General features: G+C 56.3%; 15 protein-coding genes. 13 read left to right on the top strand and 2 right to left on the bottom strand.

Annotated features, from left to right (window positions below):
* Complete coding sequence (rfbA, locus tag DBR00_RS18630; protein WP_108489337.1) at positions 1 to 867, bottom strand: glucose-1-phosphate thymidylyltransferase RfbA; 867 nt, start codon at positions 865 to 867, stop codon at positions 1 to 3.
* Positions 864 to 1,931: a dTDP-glucose 4,6-dehydratase gene (gene rfbB / locus DBR00_RS18625; protein WP_108489336.1), complete on the bottom strand. Its 1,068-nt coding sequence runs from the start codon at positions 1,929 to 1,931 to the stop codon at positions 864 to 866. Before rfbB ends, rfbA begins: the two co-directional genes overlap by 4 nt.
* A gap of 337 nt (positions 1,932 to 2,268) precedes the next feature.
* Between rfbB and DBR00_RS18620 the strand changes: the two genes are divergently transcribed.
* The 13 genes from DBR00_RS18620 to DBR00_RS18560 all read left to right on the top strand — a co-directional run bounded on the left by DBR00_RS18620 (position 2,269) and on the right by DBR00_RS18560 (position 17,010).
* A complete protein-coding gene (locus DBR00_RS18620) occupies positions 2,269 to 3,495 on the top strand; it encodes a lipopolysaccharide biosynthesis protein (protein WP_108489335.1) in 1,227 nt (408 codons plus the stop codon).
* A 156-nt stretch (positions 3,496 to 3,651) separates the two neighbouring features.
* Positions 3,652 to 4,692 carry a dTDP-glucose 4,6-dehydratase gene (locus tag DBR00_RS18615; RefSeq protein WP_108489334.1) on the top strand — a complete coding sequence of 347 codons (1,041 nt, stop codon included), beginning with the start codon at positions 3,652 to 3,654 and terminating at the stop codon, positions 4,690 to 4,692.
* Positions 4,693 to 4,748: 56 nt separating this feature from the next.
* Entirely contained in the window at positions 4,749 to 6,236 is a 1,488-nt protein-coding gene (locus tag DBR00_RS18610; protein ID WP_108489333.1) for an exopolysaccharide biosynthesis polyprenyl glycosylphosphotransferase, read from the top strand.
* Between the two features lies 1 nt (position 6,237).
* Positions 6,238 to 7,170, top strand: a complete 933-nt coding sequence (locus tag DBR00_RS18605) for a glycosyltransferase family 2 protein (protein WP_158271583.1) — start codon at positions 6,238 to 6,240, stop codon at positions 7,168 to 7,170.
* Positions 7,167 to 7,991: an NAD(P)-dependent oxidoreductase gene (locus DBR00_RS18600; RefSeq protein WP_108489331.1), complete on the top strand. Its 825-nt coding sequence runs from the start codon at positions 7,167 to 7,169 to the stop codon at positions 7,989 to 7,991. The genes DBR00_RS18605 and DBR00_RS18600 overlap by 4 nt, the downstream gene beginning before the upstream one ends.
* Before the next feature lies 1 nt (position 7,992).
* Positions 7,993 to 8,949, top strand: coding sequence for a glycosyltransferase family 2 protein (locus DBR00_RS18595; protein WP_158271582.1), 957 nt, complete (start codon positions 7,993 to 7,995; stop codon positions 8,947 to 8,949).
* Positions 8,939 to 10,402: an O-antigen ligase gene (locus tag DBR00_RS18590; protein ID WP_108489329.1), complete on the top strand. Its 1,464-nt coding sequence runs from the start codon at positions 8,939 to 8,941 to the stop codon at positions 10,400 to 10,402. The genes DBR00_RS18595 and DBR00_RS18590 overlap by 11 nt, the downstream gene beginning before the upstream one ends.
* On the top strand, positions 10,399 to 11,655 hold the full coding sequence (locus tag DBR00_RS18585; RefSeq protein WP_108489328.1) for a glycosyltransferase family 4 protein: 1,257 nt from the start codon (positions 10,399 to 10,401) through the stop codon (positions 11,653 to 11,655). The genes DBR00_RS18590 and DBR00_RS18585 overlap by 4 nt, the downstream gene beginning before the upstream one ends.
* A 105-nt stretch (positions 11,656 to 11,760) precedes the next feature.
* Positions 11,761 to 12,879 carry an acyltransferase gene (locus DBR00_RS18580; protein WP_108489327.1) on the top strand — a complete coding sequence of 373 codons (1,119 nt, stop codon included), beginning with the start codon at positions 11,761 to 11,763 and terminating at the stop codon, positions 12,877 to 12,879.
* Between the two features lie 29 nt (positions 12,880 to 12,908).
* Entirely contained in the window at positions 12,909 to 13,529 is a 621-nt protein-coding gene (locus DBR00_RS18575; protein WP_146180712.1) for a CpsD/CapB family tyrosine-protein kinase, read from the top strand.
* Between the two features lie 63 nt (positions 13,530 to 13,592).
* The gene (locus tag DBR00_RS18570; RefSeq protein WP_158271580.1) at positions 13,593 to 14,330 is read left to right on the top strand and encodes a polysaccharide biosynthesis/export family protein; all 738 of its coding nucleotides are present in this window, start codon (positions 13,593 to 13,595) and stop codon (positions 14,328 to 14,330) included.
* 38 nt (positions 14,331 to 14,368) lie between these two features.
* On the top strand, positions 14,369 to 15,496 hold the full coding sequence (locus DBR00_RS18565) for a hypothetical protein (RefSeq protein ID WP_146180711.1): 1,128 nt from the start codon (positions 14,369 to 14,371) through the stop codon (positions 15,494 to 15,496).
* Positions 15,493 to 17,010, top strand: coding sequence for a GNVR domain-containing protein (locus DBR00_RS18560; protein ID WP_108489323.1), 1,518 nt, complete (start codon positions 15,493 to 15,495; stop codon positions 17,008 to 17,010). The genes DBR00_RS18565 and DBR00_RS18560 overlap by 4 nt, the downstream gene beginning before the upstream one ends.
* The last annotated feature ends 27 nt before the right edge of the window (positions 17,011 to 17,037 follow it).

Genomic DNA, 17,037 nt, shown 5'->3' with positions numbered 1-17,037 from the left:
TCAATCCTCGGCCAGCTTGAACAGGTAGTGGCCGTAGCCGGTTTTGCCAAAGGCTTTGGCCTGGGCCAGCAGTTGCTGGCGATTGATCCAGCCCTGCTGGTAGGCGATTTCTTCCAGGCAGGCGACTTTCAAGCCTTGACGGTGTTCGATGGTCTGCACGTATTGCGAGGCATCCAGCAGGCTGTCGTGGGTGCCAGTATCGAGCCAGGCAAAACCACGGCCGAAACGCTCTACACGTAGGTCGCCGCGCTGCAGGTAGGCATTGTTGACATCGGTGATTTCCAGCTCGCCGCGCGCCGAAGGTTTGACCGCCTTGGCGATTTCGACCACATCGTTGTCGTAGAAGTACAGGCCGGTCACCGCATAGCTGGATTTAGGGGCGGTGGGCTTTTCCTCGATGGAAATGGCCTTGCCCTGGGCGTCGAACTCAACCACGCCAAAGCGCTGCGGGTCATTGACCCAATAGCCAAATACGGTAGCACCCGAGGGCTCGGCTGCAGCACGCAGAAGTTTCTCGGTGAAGTGTTGGCCGTGAAAAATGTTATCGCCGAGGATCAGGCAGACCGAGTCGCCACCAATGAAGTGTTCGCCCAATACAAAGGCTTGGGCGAGGCCGTCGGGTGAGGGTTGTTCGGCATACTCGAAGTGCAGGCCGAACTGCTGCCCGTCACCAAGCATTTTGCGGAAATTCGGCAGGTCCTGTGGCGTTGAGATGATCAGGACTTCACGAATGCCGGCGAGCATCAGTACGGAGATCGGGTAGTAGATCATCGGCTTGTCGTAGATCGGCAGCAGCTGTTTGGACACGCCGAGGGTGATCGGGTGCAGGCGGCTGCCGGAGCCGCCTGCCAGAATGATGCCTTTCATTGTGCTGCTCCTTGGGGGGCGCCGAGGCGTTCGCGTTGGTAGCTGCCATCCTGCACGCGCCGACACCAGTCGAGGTTGTTCAGATACCAAAGCACGGTTTTGCGCAGGCCGCTGGTGAAGGTCTCGGCGGGTTTCCAGCCGAGCTCACGTTCGATCTTGCTGGCATCGATGGCGTAGCGCAGGTCATGGCCTGGGCGGTCGCTGACGAAACTGATCTGCTCTTTATATGAGCCGTTCTGGCGTGGGGCCAACTCGTCCAGCAGCACGCAGATGCTTTCCACTACATGCAGGTTCTTTTGCTCGTTGTGCCCGCCGATATTGTAGGTTTCGCCGACCTTACCTTCGCTCACCACCTTTAACAGTGCGCGGGCATGGTCTTCCACATACAACCAGTCACGCACTTGCTGGCCATTGCCGTATATCGGTAACGGCTTGCCATCCAGAGCATTGAGGATCACCAGCGGGATCAGCTTTTCCGGGAAGTGGTAAGGGCCGTAATTGTTCGAGCAGTTGCTGATCAGCACCGGCAGGCCATAGGTGCGCTGCCAGGCGCGCACCAGATGATCCGATGCGGCCTTGCTCGCCGAGTAGGGCGAGCTGGGGGCGTAAGGCGTGGTCTCGGTGAACAGATCATCTACGCCGTGCAGGTCGCCATACACCTCGTCAGTGGAAATATGGTGAAAGCGAAACGCTGCCCTGCGCGCCGGGTCCAGCAGCATCCAATAATGGCGCGTGGCTTCGAGCAATGCATAGGTGCCGACGATATTGGTCTGGATAAACGCCGCTGGGCCGTCGATGGAGCGGTCGACATGTGATTCCGCCGCAAGATGCATGATCGCGTCCGGCTGAAACTCGGCCAGCGCCTGGCTTACAGCTGTGCTGTCGGCAATATCCGCCTGCACGAAGCGATAGCGTGGATGATCAGCAACACTGGCCAGCGACTCGAGATTGCCGGCATAGGTCAGCTTGTCGAGGTTGAGTACCTGATGCGCAGTGTTGCTCAGCAGGTGACGAATCAGTGCTGATCCGATAAAGCCGGCGCCGCCGGTGATAAGGATGTGCATAGGCAGCGCCTGTTGTGTGGTTCGGCAGGGTGTGTCGGCTGAGCTGATGGTATCGAGCGAAATTCTATCTTTGAGTGTCAGGCGCGTGGTTGCTTAATTCGGTGCGCTCCATTCGCATTCTTATACTGTTCCTGATCATTAATATAACTTTCGCTGCTGCAATGTAGTGTGCATGCCTTGTGGGCAAGATGATAGGTTTATGGATTGGACTGTCAACCATGTGTGTTGCCGTAGTCGTTAAGTGCGTCATGGTTGTTCGCTTTTTTCTTTCTGCACTTTTGTGGGGCGTCAAGTCGGCCTGTGTGATGTGCGTTTTCAATAATGGATAGGCGGCTGAATGGAAAAGTTAGGGGGTGGGGTTTGGGTTTTACTGGGGCAGGCGCTGCAAAGTCTGGTTAATTTTGCCACTGTCATGGCATTGGGGTATTGGGCAGGGCAGGAGGAGTTGGGTGTTTTTGCGCTGGGTTTTTCATTTTGTTTTTTGGCGATTTCTCTGGGCGACACGCTCGTGGCTACACCCTACACCTACTTCCAGTCTCAGGAGGGCGAGGGGCGTCGCTTGTATTTTAGTGCGGCAATGCTGAGTAACTTGGCGTTAGTGTCTGTTGTTGTAGCGTTTTTCTGGATTGGACTGTGCGTCGGTCTCTACAGCCTGTCGGTGCTTGGTTTAGTGTTGCCGTTTGCTTTGATAGGGCTTGTTTATAGAGAGTTCTTTAGGCGTCACTTATATGTCGCCGATAAGTTGGCGCGCTCATTTAGATTTGATTTGCTTTCATCTGCCATTCAGTTCGGGTTAGTCTCGGCGCTGATTCTTTTTGAGGCATTGTCCGCAGTCACTGCATTTGCTGTTATCGCCTGTGCTTCATTGTTGCCAACGTTTTGGGGTGTATACCAAGAGCGTGTTTTTTGGGGCTGGCACTCTTGGGCTGATAGTTGGCAGCGTGCGCAGTCATTTGCGCGCTATGGGCGTTGGCTGGTGCTGGGCGGAGGTTGTCATGTCGCCAGTCTTCAACTCTACCCCTGGCTAGCCTTGCTGGGTGGTGGGTTGGCTCAGGTCGGTGGTTTTGCGGCATGTATGGCATTGACTAACCTGGTCAATCCGTTACTTGTGGGGGCTACCAATTATTTGCGGCCGCAATTTATGCGGCGTTATGCGCAGTATGCGGATAAGGGGTTTGTCGCTTATGTGGTGCGTTGGGGGGTGGTTTTTGCGTTGCCGGCGGTTGCGTATCTGTTAGTTGTCTTGCTGTTCGGTGGAAACTTGTTGGTTTTACTGTATGGCGATGCTTATTTCGCTGGCGCTAATGCGTTGAGTTTTATGGGGTTTGGGGTTGTTGCCATTGCGTTGTCAGCTCCACTGCAGTTGGCTTTTTTAGCAATGCGTGTGCCTGTAACAAATTTAATTTATCACGGTACGGCACTGCTTTTGCTGCTGTCGCTGGCTGCGGTTTTCACTGAAAACCTGTCATTGCCTATGTTGGGTATTTTTTATGGTGGCGTGAATTTTGCTGCATTTGCTGTTCTGCTTGTGCTGTTTTGGTGGCGAGTCCGGGCGAGATGTTAGGTGTGAGTCTGATAATAATTTGACGTCAATTTTTATTAGAGCGGAGACCGTTGGCGGATCAATTGCTTTGAATAATTAATTCTTTGTTCTGAAAAGGATTTTTACTTATAGAGGCGGGTGTGCACTCGTCCTGGTGGGTTCGGAGAGGGATTTAATATGCGCAAAATAGTGATTACGGGCGGTGCAGGGTTCGCGGGTTCACATATTGTTGATGAGGCCTGTTTGCAATATCCGGATGCGCGCATTGTGGTGCTGGATAAAATGACTTATGCCGGTGATGTAAGAAATATTTCCCATCATGTTTTCTCCAATCGGGTGCAGTTGCTGGTGGGCGATGTTGCCGATCTGGAGTTCTGCTGCAGGGCGGTAAAAGGTGCAACTCTGGTGATCCATGCCGCTGCCGAAAGTCATGTGGATAATTCATTTGGCAACTCGTTGGAGTTCACCCGAACCAATGTTTTGGGTACCCACAGTTTGATGGAAGCGTGCCGCCAGGAGCGTGTGGCCAAGGTGGTGCATGTCAGCACTGATGAGGTTTACGGTGAGGTGATGGATGGTGCAGCGGTCGAAGACGATGTGCTGCGTCCGACCAATCCCTACTCATCCTCCAAGGCTGCTGCAGAGATGATTCTGCGTGGTTACATTCAGTCGTATCACGAGCCAATCGTGGTTATCCGGGCAAACAACCTATATGGCATTCGCCAGTTTCCGGAAAAGATCATTCCTCGGTTCATTTGCCACATGCTGACGGGGCGTCGTCTGCCTTTGCATGGCAATGGCAGTAACCGTCGGCACTACCTCAGTACGAGGGATTTTGCCCGTGCTGTGTTGTTCATTGCCGAGCGCGGAAAGGTAGGCGAGACCTACAACATTGGTACGTGCGAGGAATATACCAACTTGCAAATGGCTGAATTGATCTGCGACTTTTTTGGTCGTGGAGTCGATGAGGTTGTAGATTTTGTGGCGGATCGTCCCTTCAACGATGCCCGCTACTCGATCTCCTGGGCCAAACTCGAGGCAATGGGGTGGCGGCCTCAACACAGCTTGCGCGATGACCTTGGCATGCTGGCTGATTGGTATGCCAGTAATCTGGATCGCTATGGCGAGTTGTTTGGTGTTGCAGATGCGCCCATCCCGCTGCAATTGGCTGTGCCTGGCGCTGCATTGTCTGATCTGAGTCTTGAGGCAAATACCTGATTGAGCGAGATCGGGTAGGTGTTGGGCTCAGGGAAGGCATATGCAACGGAGGCAAGATGATAGGTTCGAGTGAAGCGCCGGAGCGTTTTTCGCGTGAGCGCCTGGGGCAGTTTCGCCGGCGTAAAGGGTCTGCGTCTGGGCATTCCGTACGACGTTTCGACGCGGCTGCGATGTTGCGGGTGGAGTTGCTGCTATTGCGGGCGATACACGGGCTTTGTGGCGTGTTAGCTGTCGCAGTCGGCTGCGGGCTGTGCGTGCTGGCGGGGCTTGAGGTGCCGAGCGACTGGCGGTTCTGGGGTGTTTTCCTAGGTGTGTTTTTCGCCTGTATGCCTGTGCGGGCCTACAAAAGTCTGGGCCAGCCAACGGTGGCGCGGGCGCTGCTGGTGGTTAGTGCATTGCTTAACGTTGTATTGGCCATCGGCCTGTTGCAAGTGCTTTTGCTGCTGGCCGGCCGACCATTGTTGCCGCCGCCGCTACTCTTCGGACTCTTTTCGTTATTACTGTTACTCGCGCTGCTTGGCCGCCTTTTGTTGCAGCGGTTTGCACATCGCTGGGCGCGTAAGACGCGGCTGGTGGTAGTGGGAGCTGGTGAGCAGGGCGTGATCATTGTTCAGCATATGGCCCAGCATGAGCCGGATATAGACGTGATTGGGTTTATTGAGGACCGTCAGTCGCGGATCGATCCGGCGATCTTGCCTGTTCCTTTGCTGGCCAGTACGGCTGAGCTGGGGTGCCTGCCCAGAGACATCGATGGCGTTGTGATTGCCCTGCCTAACAGTGCAGGGGCGCGGGTTAATGAACTGGCCAGTCTTCTGCGCGCTCAGTTGGGCAGCGTTTATCTGGCTCCGGAAGTGCCGGTGTTGCGTCATACGTTTGCCCGCTGGCCCAAGCAGGGGCCGCATAAAATGATGTTGCTTGGCATGAATCGGCTACCGGTGGAAGGTCGCCTGGTCAAGCGGCTGTTTGATATAGCTTTTGCGGCATGTGCCTTGTTGGTATTTTTGCCGTTCGGTCTGCTGATTGCCCTGGCAATCAAACTGGAGTCGTCGGGGCCAGTGTTGTTCAAACAGCAGCGCTATGGTCTGCGCAACCAGCTGTTCGGTATCTACAAGTTCCGCAGCATGACCTTTGATCCGCTGGGTGAGAGCAAGGAAATCCGCTTGACGGAGCGCGGTGATAGCCGTGTGACACGGGTAGGCGATTTTCTACGGCGCACCAGTCTCGACGAGTTTCCGCAGTTTATTAACGTATTGCTGGGGCATATGTCGGTGGTAGGGCCGCGCCCTCATCCGCCAGGGGTTAAAGCCGGTGAGCGTACCTACGAAGCGGTCGTGGCGGACTTTGTTGAGCGTTACAAGGTGCGGCCAGGTATTACCGGTTGGGCTCAGGTCAATGGTTTGCGTGGCAATACCTTCACCGAGGAGCACCTGACAGAGCGCTTTTCTTACGACATCCATTACATCCAAAACTGGTCGCTTGAGTTGGACCTGTGGATTGTGCTGAAAACCGTGTTCGGTGGTTTGGGTGGCAAGAATGCATTCTGAAATGACAGAGCGCCTTGCGCGTACCAGTGTTGTGGTACTGACCTTGAATGCCCAGGACTACCTGCCTGCCTTGCTGGCCGCGTTCGCGGTGCTACCTCAAACCGTGCATCGCGTACTGTTTATCGACTCGTCGTCCACTGATGCCAGTGCGGCGCTGATTACTGCCGCCGGGCATCAGTTACACAGCATCAAACGCAGCGAATTTGGCCATGGGAAAACGCGTAATCTGGCTCTTCAGCTGTGTGCCGATAGTGAGTTCCTGGTTTATCTGACGCAGGATGCCTGTCCGAGCGGCACTGACTGGCTGGAGTGCCTGCTACAGCCCTTCGAGGATGACGCTGTTGCCCTGGTGTATGGCAGGCAATTGGCTCGCAGCAATGCCAGCCTGTCGGAGCGCTTTGCCCGTGAATTCAATTATCCGGCCACAGCTGAGCGCAGCATGTTGGCTGACTTGCCGGCGCGCGGCATCAAGGCCGTGTATTGCTCCAACTCTTTTGCGGCTTATCGACGTGCTGCTCTGGCGGACGTCGGCGGCTTTCCCGAGCGATTGCCACTGGGGGAGGATATGGCGGTGGCGCTGCGCCTGCTGCAACGGGGCTATGCCCGGGTTTATCAGCCACTGTCATGTGTCGTGCACAGCCATGACTACAGCGTATGGCAAGAGCTCAAGCGCTATTTCGATATCGGTACGTTGATGGCAATGGATGATGAACTGCGCAATGTGCGCCTGGCCGCGTCGGGAGAGGGCTTGCGGTTTGTACGCGCTGAGTTGGCCGCTGCCTGGGCACATAGCCGTTTGGCTGAGGTGGTGGGTATTTTCATTCGCACCTTCGGCAAGTACTGCGGTTTCGCATTGGGATTGCGTTACCGATACCTACCAGTGGGCCTGCGTCGACGTTTGAGCATGCATGCTTTCTTCTGGAGTGAGTCATGAGCATTGCTGTGGTGGGCGGCACTGGTTTTATTGGTCAGGCCTTGCGCGCACAGGCGCAAACGGCGGGTTGGCGCTTTATCGACCGGAGTGCCGCCTTGGCAAGTGATGCATGGTTGGAGGGGGTTGGCTGTCTGATTAATTGCGCATTCGATAGCGCTCTGAAAGCACAACCTTACAGCTCTGACCGTGATGTCGATGTGCACTTGGCCAGCATGCTGCAGCGTCATCCTCAGGTCCATTATCTGATGCTCAGCTCGCGGATGGTGTATGGCCCGGCCGGCCATGATGGTCGATTGCACGAAGCGTTGCAGCCACAGCCGTTGAATCTGTATGGCCGCGCCAAATGGACCAGCGAGCAAGCGCTGCGCGTATTGCTCGGCGAACGTCTGACGGTGCTGCGGCTGAGCAATGTCTGCGGTTATGAGCCAGTGCCGGGGCGGCGTAGCTTCTTTGCCATGGCCATGTCCAGCTTACGTGACCAGGGGCGTATTGTGCTGGACATGAGCCCTTTCGTAGAACGTGACTTTCTACCGGTGGAGGTTCTGGCCGAGGCATTGGTGGGAATTGCCGAGCAGCCCCAGGCGGGTTTGTTCAATCTTGGCGCAGGTCATGGGGTGGCCTGTGGGCGGGTCGCGCAGTGGTTGATCGAAGGGTATGGCGGCGGTGAGTTGCTGGTTAACAACCTTCGCGAATATGACCCGTTCTGGCTGGATATCCGCAGTGCTAGCGAGGCTTATGGCTTTGTCGGGGTTAGCCCCGCGTTCGTGCGTGACTATTGCCTGGGTTTGGGGCGGCGCATGCGAACAGGGTTGGAGTCCTAATATGAGTTGCTTGACCGTCTCTATCGTCAACTACAAAACCGCGCAATTGGTCGTCGAGTGTGTCGACTCGCTTAAGCGGTTTGCTCCGCTGCGTGCTCGTCTGGATATCGTGGTAGTCGATAACGCATCTCAGGATGGCAGCTTATCGGTGATTGCCCAGGCCCACCCGGATGTTCGGCTGATTGATGCAGGTGCCAACCTGGGGTTTGCGGGAGGCAATAATTTAGCGTTGCGCGCTTGTCGCAGTGATTATGTGTTGCTGCTCAATAGCGATGCGCTGGTGGAGGCCGGTACGCTCGATGGCCTGCTGCAGGCGCTGGAGCAAAATCCACAGGTGGGAGTGGTGAGCCCGCGGGTGGTGAATGCCGATGACGGGGCTGACCAGGACTACCCCAGCCGCTTCCCCAGTCTGCCGGAAATGTTTCGGCGCGCCTGGCATGGTCCGCAGTACCCCGCTGCAGGGCACACCGAGCCTTTGGCTCTAGAGCGTTTGCACGGTGCCTGCATGCTGCTGCGCGGTGAATTGCTGGGCAATGTGGGGCTGCTCGACGATGGTTTTTTTATGTATGACGAGGATGTCGACTGGTGTGTGAGGGCGCGTAGTAAGGGCTGGCAGTTATGGTTGCTGCCGCAGTTGCGTGTATTGCACCACGGCGGTAAGTCATCCGGGCGGGCACCGAGTGGGAGACGGGCTCAGCTCGAACTCAGCAGTACGGCCCTGCGTATGCGTTATGAGCTGCGCCGCAGCCGTTATCGCTTGTACCGCAAGCACCGCAGTATTGCCGAGCTACTTCTGCTCAAGGGTTTGACCGATCTCGCCATGCTGTTCGCCAGCTTGCGTTTGCTGCTGCGTTGCATACGACCGCAGCAGCGTCCGGCAGCCCTCGCCTTGCTGCGAGCTAACCTCCAGGTGATGGCGCTAAACCCCTTCGTCAAGGTGGATAGGCATGGTGCTTAAGTCACTGCTGCAGCCGGCCAGCCTGAGCTGGCGGGGCGTGGTATTGGCCGTGCCGTTGGGCTTTGTTATGGCTTTGTTGACCGTGCTCTATCCCTTGCCGGGTATGGTGCTTGCAGCTTCCCTGGGCGGTTGCCTGCTGCTGAGCAAGCAGCCGCAGTATCTGCTGGTATTGTTTGTGATCAGTCTGGCCATTCCCATCCAGAAAAGCCTTGCCGGTCTACCTCTAAACGCGGCGGACGGGCTGCTGGTGGTCTGGGGGGGGCTCTGGTTGTTGATGCTGCAGCGCGAGCAAGCGCCGCTATTTCAGGACATCCGGGTGCCTATCGTTGTATGGGCCATTCTGCCGTTTCTTCTGGCCAATCTGTTGGCTCAGATCGGTTCGATTGCCCAAGGCAGCAGCTTGAAACAGGTGCTGCGCATCGTTGAGTGGTTTGTCGTGCTCCCCATGTTGCTGTTGGTATTTCGTCCGGATGAGCGTTTCTGGCGTTTTGCCGCGGTAACCATGCTGTTGGTGCCTTGCCTGTTTGCCATCGATGGCTTGTATGAGCTTGCTAGCAATGGTACGCGTCTGACCGGCATGCTGGGGATCCCCGTGCCGATCCCTGAAGGAGACATGGCGCAAATTCGCCACACCTTTGATATTTCCGGGCGGGCCGGCAGTGCGTTTGGTGGCGCGCAGGGCTTGGCTATGTATCTGGTGATGAGCATGAGTGTGGCCATTGCCTTTCTTTTCCGTGCGCCACGGCCCGGCATGCGCCTGCTGGCCGGGTTATGCCTACTGATCTGTCTGGCCGGGCTTGCGGCAACCAAGTCTCGCGGCGGCTTACTCGGCGGTCTGGCTTTGCTGCTGGTCATGTTGTTGGTCATGCGGCCAGCGCTGTGGCGCTGGTTGGTGCTGGTTGGCGGTATCGCTGCATTGGTCATCGTACTGACTGTGGCCATGTTGCCAAATTGGGATGGCAGTATTGCCGGGCTGGTTCCTGGCCGTCCGGAGGCGGTGCTTGATCGGCTGATTATCTGGGGGGTAGCCCTTGAGGTGTTTCAAGAAAACCCACTATTTGGTGTGGGGTTGGGCAACTTCCGCGATGAGTTTTTCTCCCGCGAGGTGTGGCTCAACGTTGAGTTAGGTTATCCCTCGCTGCATGCCCATAACACCTACCTGGAAATTCTTGCCGGCACCGGTCTGTTCGGCCTGCTGGCCTACCTGGCGTTCTTGCTGATGATGGCCCGGCATTTATTAAAGCGTTGGCGGGGGCGCCAACAGGATAATTCATCGGTTTTTACTCTGGCGGCTATCGGCACCCTGGCGGCTTACATGGTGTTCGCCATGGTCGACATGCTGCTGTTGCAGAACATGCATTTCCTGCTGGTGCTGCTCCTGTCTTTGGGGCTGAGCAATCCAGATGCGGCGGCTGTGGGCATGGCTGTAACTGTGCATGAGGACGCACGATGAGGGTGTTATTGCTGGTCGAGACGCTGTCCATTGGTGGCTTGCCGAACTACGTGCTGGAGTTGGCCAGGGCCTTGAGTGAGCGTGGTGACCAGGTGGCTCTGGCGCATGGTGGTGGGGTGGTGCCAGAGTACTTGGATTGCCGGGGGGTTGAGTTGCTGGCGCTCAGCCCGCAGGGTTTTGACCATCCCTATGACCTGATGCAGAGCCTGCAGGCGATTCGTAGCTGGCGTGCCGATGTACTGCACGTACATTTATGCAGTGTCTTGCCGCTTTTGCAGGCCCTGCCGTCGTTGGGGATTCCTTTGCTGCGCTCGTTTCATGACTACACCTCGATGTGCTTGCGTCGTGGTCGTCGGCGTTTCCCCGGCGATCGTTGCCCGCGTGCGTTGGGCTGGTCCTGCATTACGCAGGGCTGTTTGATCGGTGCCCCAAAGCCCGGTAGTCGAGTGCCTGGGCTGCAGAATCTGCCAGCAAAAATGGCTGAAAGAGACCTCTATCAAGGATTCTCGGGTGCCGTTGTCGGTAGTCAGCATATGCGTCGAGTGCTGCTGGTTAACGGCTTTGAAAATGCACGCGTACAAGTGGTGCCTTATTTCAGCCGGTTTGATCAGCAAGCCCAGGGGTTGGCCTCGATGGGTGAAGCCAAGGCGACAGGCGTGCCTGGTCGTGAGCGTCCATTGCGCCTGTTATTTACCGGTCAGGCGGTCAAGGGCAAAGGCCTTGAAGTGTTAATCAAGGCCCTTGCACAGGTGCGGGGTGATTGGCGCCTGAGCGCTATTTCGTCTGGTCCGCGCTTGGCGGTTGCCAAAGCCATGGCCCAGCGCTACGGCATTGCCGGGTATATCGATTTTATTGAGTGGTTACCGCAGGAGGCGTTGGCTGGCCATTACCGCGCGGCAGATCTGTTCGTGTTGCCATCGGTGTGGGATGACCCGGGTCCCCTGGTTGGTATTGAAGCCATGTCATTTGAAACGCCAGTCCTGGCCTTTGCGGTCGGTGGCATTGCCGACTATGTGCACGACGGTAAAACCGGGTTGCAGGCGGCTGCGGTTTCTGTGGCGGCGCTGGCACAGGGTCTCCAGCGAGCCCTGGATGGGCATGTTGATTTGCTGGCCCTCGGCCGCGCAGCACGGGAACTGGTCGCGCAGCAGCATTGCCGTAGTCGCCATGTCGATCAGCTGCAACAGCTTTATCGGGATGTTCTGGCAAGTCCTCAGCAGGCCGGTCCAGTGCTTGTTGAGGCGTGTAAGTGAACAGGGGCCAAGGAGAGTGAAGATGCTGCCAAGTCGATCAATTGACGGGATAGTGTTCGGGCAAGGTTGCCTCGGTAAAGGACAGCTGTTGCTGCCGGGATCGCCATGACGGCCATTTTCCGAGAGTTCGCCAGCGTCTATAGCAAGGCATTGGCCAAGCCGGTTGTGCATGCTGGCGAACTGTTGAGTGTGCAGCGCCTGCGCGGTGTGGCGGTGCTTATGGTGCTGCTGGTGCATGTTGAGGACATTGCCCGCAAGCTGCCTGGCTGGGCCGACTTTCATAGTGCCTACGCGCTCAATATCGGCTATTCGGCCCCGGATATGTTTTTCGTGATCAGCGGCTTCATCATGACTTACATAACCTTCACCACCCCTTTCAAGCCGCGCCGTTGGCTGATCAGCCGGTTTATCCGGATTTTTCCGATGTATTTCTTCTTCACCAGCCTGGTGGTCGCCTTATGGTTATTCAATCCGGCGATGACCATGGGCTCTGGCGAGCATGACTGGTGGTCAGTTGCCCAGTCATTGTTGATGTTGCCGCAAGCGGATCTGCCGATTCTTTTTGTCGGCTGGACCATTGAGCATGAGTTGGTGTTCTACGCCACGGTTTTTCTGGTAGCGCGCTTTCTGACATACAACTGGCTTGCCTCGGTGCTGGTGCTGATGTCGGTGCTGGCTTTTGCTAAGTGGTTACTGCGTGAGTATTCGGGCGTGGATTTCTGGGATTTCCACATCCTGTCGCTGTATATCGCACAGTTCGCGATGGGTGCCTGTATCTACCGCTTCTGGTCGACCAGCGACTATTCGGGCTGGCTACTACCTTGCGTGCTCGGCGTGGTGCTGGTGGCGGCCGCTGCTGTGGCTGCTGACTCGGGCACCATCAATCGCGAGCAGCCGCTACGGGTGCTGTTGTTCGGTGGTGCCTACGCAATGTTCCTGCTGGCATTACTCAATCGTGAAAAGCGTATCCGTGCCTCGGGGCGCATGCCGAGTGTGCGTGATGGTTTGGTGCGTGCTGGCGACGCGTCGTATTCGATCTACCTTTCTCATCCTTTCGTGCTGGCATGTTTTGGCAAGCTCTTCCCCTATCTGGAATTGAGTCAGCCATTGGGCTGGCTGGTCGTTCTGGGTGCAGGGCTGGCGACACTGCTGGTTGGTCAACTCACCCACGTATTTATCGAGAAACCCATCATAGAGGTGGGTAAACGGCTGTCGCGCGGTTAGCGTCCTCAGCGAGCTCAAGGGATAGCAATATGAATGCAGTCAATCCTCAAGCAGTACCTCAACCTCTAGTGGGAGATGGCCGTCTGGCGTTGCCCATGCAGGAGCTAATGGCTCGGGTTCTGCGCGAGGCGCGCCAGCGCCAACTCAGTCAGCTGATGATTGTTGGTGTGGCACGTCGGGTCGGTGCCACGTTTATTGCCCAGCAGGCGGCTGAAGAGTTGGCGGCAGCCTTTGGTCAGGTACTGGTGGTGGAAGTGCGTGCTGACGTGAGTGATGACGAAGGTCTGGATGGCGACTTGGAGCGCTTGCGGATTCCGGGCCAGGCGGTCGCCAGAGTGAGCCTGTCGCTGAATACCTGCCTGCGCTTGTTCGGTCTCGGCGGTGACGATACGCAAGAGGTCTTCGGCCATTTGCGCGAGCAATTTGCCCTAGTGTTGTGGGACATGCCTCCGCCGACGGTTTCTCCCGTATCGATGGTGGCCGCCAACTGTATGGATGGCGTCGTGCTGGTGGCTCATGCCAACAGAACCCGTCGCCAGGTCGCGCGCTATGTCAGCCAGCGCTTGCAGGAAAGCGGTGGTGAGCTGCTTGGGGTGGTGCTCAATCGGACTCTCAATTTTATTCCGGATTGGCTGTATCGCTGGTTATAGGGCGTTACCGCAGACCATCGGATCTACGTTGCTAAGGAAGAGTTGCTTATGTGGGGAATGGGCTTGAAATGCAGCCTTGTGTTGTTGGCTGCCGTATTGGCTGCAGGCTGCAGCGCGATCAAGGTCAATCACTTGCCGGGTGCTGAAGGCTTGCCTCTGGTTGGCGGTGATGGCGTTGTTCCCGAGCTCGAGTACCTGATCCGCCCTGGCGATGATCTGGAGATAAAGTTCTTCTACACCCAGGAGCTCAATGAAGCGATCAAAGTGCGCCCTGATGGCTACATCACGCTGCAATTGATTGATGAGCTCAAGGTCGCCGGCATGACGCCCAAGCAGCTGGATGCTGTGTTGACCGATAAGTACTCCAAGCACTTGAAAGATCCCTCTATTGCAGTGATCGCGAGATCTTTTAAAGGCTTTCGCGCTTATGTCGGTGGTGAGGTCTCTGTGCCTCAGGTGGTCTCACTGGACGGTGGGATGTCGGTTATTCAGGCCATCTACCGCGCTGGCGGTACGCTACCTACCGCCAATATGGAGTCGGTTATCCTGATTCGCAAAGGCCCCAACGGTGAGCCAATCCCTTATCACCTGGACCTCAGTGATGGAGCCGTCGAACAGAGCAAGGTCGACTTGCAGGTGGCGCTATCGCCTTCCGACGTTATCTATGTACCGCGCTCGCCCATTGCCAATGCCAATCGCTGGGTTCAGCAGTACATCACCGATCTGGTGTTGTTCAAGGGTGTCCAGCTGGGCTTTGGGGTGAGTTATGTGATCGAGCATGACAAGGACGACAATGACTGATGAATAGCCCTACTCTTGCCCGCATCTTGCGTCAGTTGGTGCTGCTGGTGGTGCTGCTGTGCAGCACAGTAGCTAGCGCGCAGGCATTGTCCATCGGCATCAATGCCATGTGGATTCCCGGCGATGAAAGCAGCTTGCGTGCACGCTTCCAGAAGGCCAGGGCGTTGGGTGTCAGCCAGGTCCGGCTGGATTGGGAGTGGCGTCAAGTTGAGGCGGTGAAAGGGCAATACGATTGGCAGGCGCTCGATACTTTGGTGCGGGTGGCCTATGAAGAGCAGATCGAATTGTTTCCGATAGTCCACTATGCGCCAGCGTGGGCCCTACGGCCAGAAAGCAAACCTGATGAGATCTACCAGATGGCACCCGCAGATTCGGCTTTTGCCGACTATGCGCGCTTCCTGAAAGCCTCCATCGAACGCTATGGCCCGAACGGTAATTACCCGCAAACATTCACCCCAATCGTTTACTGGCAAGTCTGGAACGAGCCGAATATCAAGCAGTTCTGGGGGCCAAAACCCGATGCGCCGGCTTTCGTGCGCTTGATGCGTGCGGTGCATGAAGAGACTGCAGGTGTGCGTAAGCAGATCAAACTGGTACATCCAGGCTTGTCGAAGTCCGATCTGATTTTCTTCTGGCAATTGTGGGAGGGCGACGTTGCCTATGGCGAGACCTTCGACATCATGGCCGTGCACCCCTATCTGTTTCATTGGTGGGACGGGATACGCGACCCTGAAGATATGGATCGTGATGTGAAACGTTATGCCGAGCTCGGCGTTGTGGGCAGTCACGATGATCCCGGCTATCTGGGCAAGGTCTTCAATCTGCAGTTGATGATGGACCTCAAAGGCTATCCAGATAAGCCCATATGGATTACCGAGATAGGTTATTTCGTGGCTGACCACCGCTTGGGTGTCACTGATCAGGAGCTTAGTGAGCGCCTGATGGCCACCCTGGAGTTTATCCAGCAGCGTCTGACATCTGCGCCATACGGTCATGGCGTGCGTGGTGATCTGGCGGCTAACGTAGAGCGTGTCTACTGGTTTGCCCTGGAAGACTACCCATCGCCGGATGGCCTGGGTTCTTTTGGCTTATATCGTGCTGATGGCAGTCAGCGCCCAGCTGCCGAGGTTTTCCGCCGTAAAGCTATGCAGGTAAATGCCCGATGACTATTCGTGACATTCTTAATATTTTGTTCAAGCGTAAGTTGGTTGTTGGTTGCTTCTTTCTGGCGGCGTTACTCGGTGGCTTTGCCGGTCTCAAGCTGATCGCTCCGACCTACGAGTCCACCGCGCGTCTGTTGGTGAGAATCGGCCAGGAAGATATCTACATGCCCGTACTGGCAACCAGTCAGTTTCGTACGCCGATGATGTCGGTTGTGCGTGAAGAGCAACTGCATTCAGAGTCGAGCATCCTTACCAGCGGTGACCTGGCGCAGAAAGTGGTGTCTCAGGTGACCCCCCAGCGCCTGTTTCCGGGTATCGATGTGGAGCACCCCTGGTATACCCCAAAAGGGGTGCTGCAATTGGGTCGTGATATCTATCGCGGTCTGGAGGACTACTTCTTTCCTCTTTCCAGTGACCGGACCCTGGAAGGCCAGGCGGTGAATCGCTTTCTGAAGGACCTCAATGCTCAGGCTTTAAAAAGCTCCAATATCATCGAGGTTTCGCTACGCAGTAAATCGCCGGAGTCGGCGATGCTAGGCGTCAATGAACTGGTGCGCCAGTACCTCACCGAGCGCGTGAGGATCTACCAGCGTGAGCAGGCCGGATTCTTTACAGAACAGCTGACGCAGCTTGATAGTCAGCTGGCAGAAACCGAAAAAGCGGTAAACCGTTTCCGTACCGAGAAGCAAATTGTCGACGTGGACAAGCAGCGTAGTCAGCAGATTGAACGCATTAATGAAGTCCGCAAGCACATCGACAGCTTTAAGGTCTCTGTTAGCCAGTCCGAACGTCAGATTGAGGTTCTTCGCTCGCAGTTGGCCTCGGTGCCTGCCACAACCCAGTTGAGCGGTGCCGAAACGTCCAACGGATATGCCATTAGTGAACTGAGCAAGCAACTGGCGGATTTGCAGCGCCAGGAGGCCGATATTGCGCAGCGCTTCTCTGATAATGATCCACGTCTGCGTTCCCTGCGCGAGGAAATCGCGGTGATCAATCGTTTGCTGAAAAGTCAGGAAGGGCAGCGATACACCTCATCAGAGCGTGGCATCAACCCACTGCATGCACGCTTGCGTGATGACCTGATGCAGCATGAAGCCCTGCTTGCCGGCTATCGCCAAGCGCTGGAGAACTGGCTGCAGCTTGAGCGGGAGACACGGGCGCGTATGGACGACCTAAATGGCCAGGAAGCGCAATACAAGCATTTAGTCCAGCAGCTGCAAGTACTGCGAGAAACGCGTCAACTGTACCTGGAGAAAACCGAGGAAACACGATTTCTCTCGGCACAGGCTGCCGCCAAGATTGGTAATGTATCGGTAGTTAACTGGGCCACTGTCAGCAATCGCCCGGTCAGCCCCAAGCTGTGGCTGGTACTAGTGGGCGTGCTCGTTGTTGGTCTGATTGGCGGTGTTGGCTTGGCATTTGTCGTAGAGTTTCTGGATGACAGCTTAAAGTCCGATACCGATGTAATGCGTTACTTAAAACTGCCAGTGATCGCCAAGGTGCCCGAACTGGTTTGAGTCCAGAGGTCGGTGAGCCAGCATATT

Origin of the sequence: Pseudomonas sp. HMWF032, assembly GCF_003060885.1 — a bacterium.
Taxonomy (GTDB): domain Bacteria; phylum Pseudomonadota; class Gammaproteobacteria; order Pseudomonadales; family Pseudomonadaceae; genus Aquipseudomonas.
Note: the sequence above shows the minus strand (reverse complement) of the source record. Positions and strands in the feature narration are given on the sequence as shown.

Bases quoted from the DNA above. Each gene is read 5' to 3' on its own strand.
- DBR00_RS18620 (WP_108489335.1), top strand. From the start codon at position 2,269: ATGGAAAAGTTAGGGGGTGGGGTTTGGGTTTTACTGGGGCAGGCGCTG.
- DBR00_RS18560 (WP_108489323.1), top strand. From the start codon at position 15,493: ATGACTATTCGTGACATTCTTAATATTTTGTTCAAGCGTAAGTTGGTT.
- DBR00_RS18605 (WP_158271583.1), top strand. From the start codon at position 6,238: ATGACAGAGCGCCTTGCGCGTACCAGTGTTGTGGTACTGACCTTGAAT.
- DBR00_RS18575 (WP_146180712.1), top strand. From the start codon at position 12,909: ATGAATGCAGTCAATCCTCAAGCAGTACCTCAACCTCTAGTGGGAGAT.
- rfbB (WP_108489336.1), bottom strand. From the start codon at position 1,931: ATGCACATCCTTATCACCGGCGGCGCCGGCTTTATCGGATCAGCACTG.
- DBR00_RS18600 (WP_108489331.1), top strand. From the start codon at position 7,167: ATGAGCATTGCTGTGGTGGGCGGCACTGGTTTTATTGGTCAGGCCTTG.
- DBR00_RS18590 (WP_108489329.1), top strand. From the start codon at position 8,939: ATGGTGCTTAAGTCACTGCTGCAGCCGGCCAGCCTGAGCTGGCGGGGC.
- rfbA (WP_108489337.1), bottom strand. From the start codon at position 867: ATGAAAGGCATCATTCTGGCAGGCGGCTCCGGCAGCCGCCTGCACCCG.
- DBR00_RS18595 (WP_158271582.1), top strand. From the start codon at position 7,993: ATGAGTTGCTTGACCGTCTCTATCGTCAACTACAAAACCGCGCAATTG.
- DBR00_RS18615 (WP_108489334.1), top strand. From the start codon at position 3,652: ATGCGCAAAATAGTGATTACGGGCGGTGCAGGGTTCGCGGGTTCACAT.
- DBR00_RS18585 (WP_108489328.1), top strand. From the start codon at position 10,399: ATGAGGGTGTTATTGCTGGTCGAGACGCTGTCCATTGGTGGCTTGCCG.
- DBR00_RS18610 (WP_108489333.1), top strand. From the start codon at position 4,749: ATGATAGGTTCGAGTGAAGCGCCGGAGCGTTTTTCGCGTGAGCGCCTG.
- DBR00_RS18580 (WP_108489327.1), top strand. From the start codon at position 11,761: ATGACGGCCATTTTCCGAGAGTTCGCCAGCGTCTATAGCAAGGCATTG.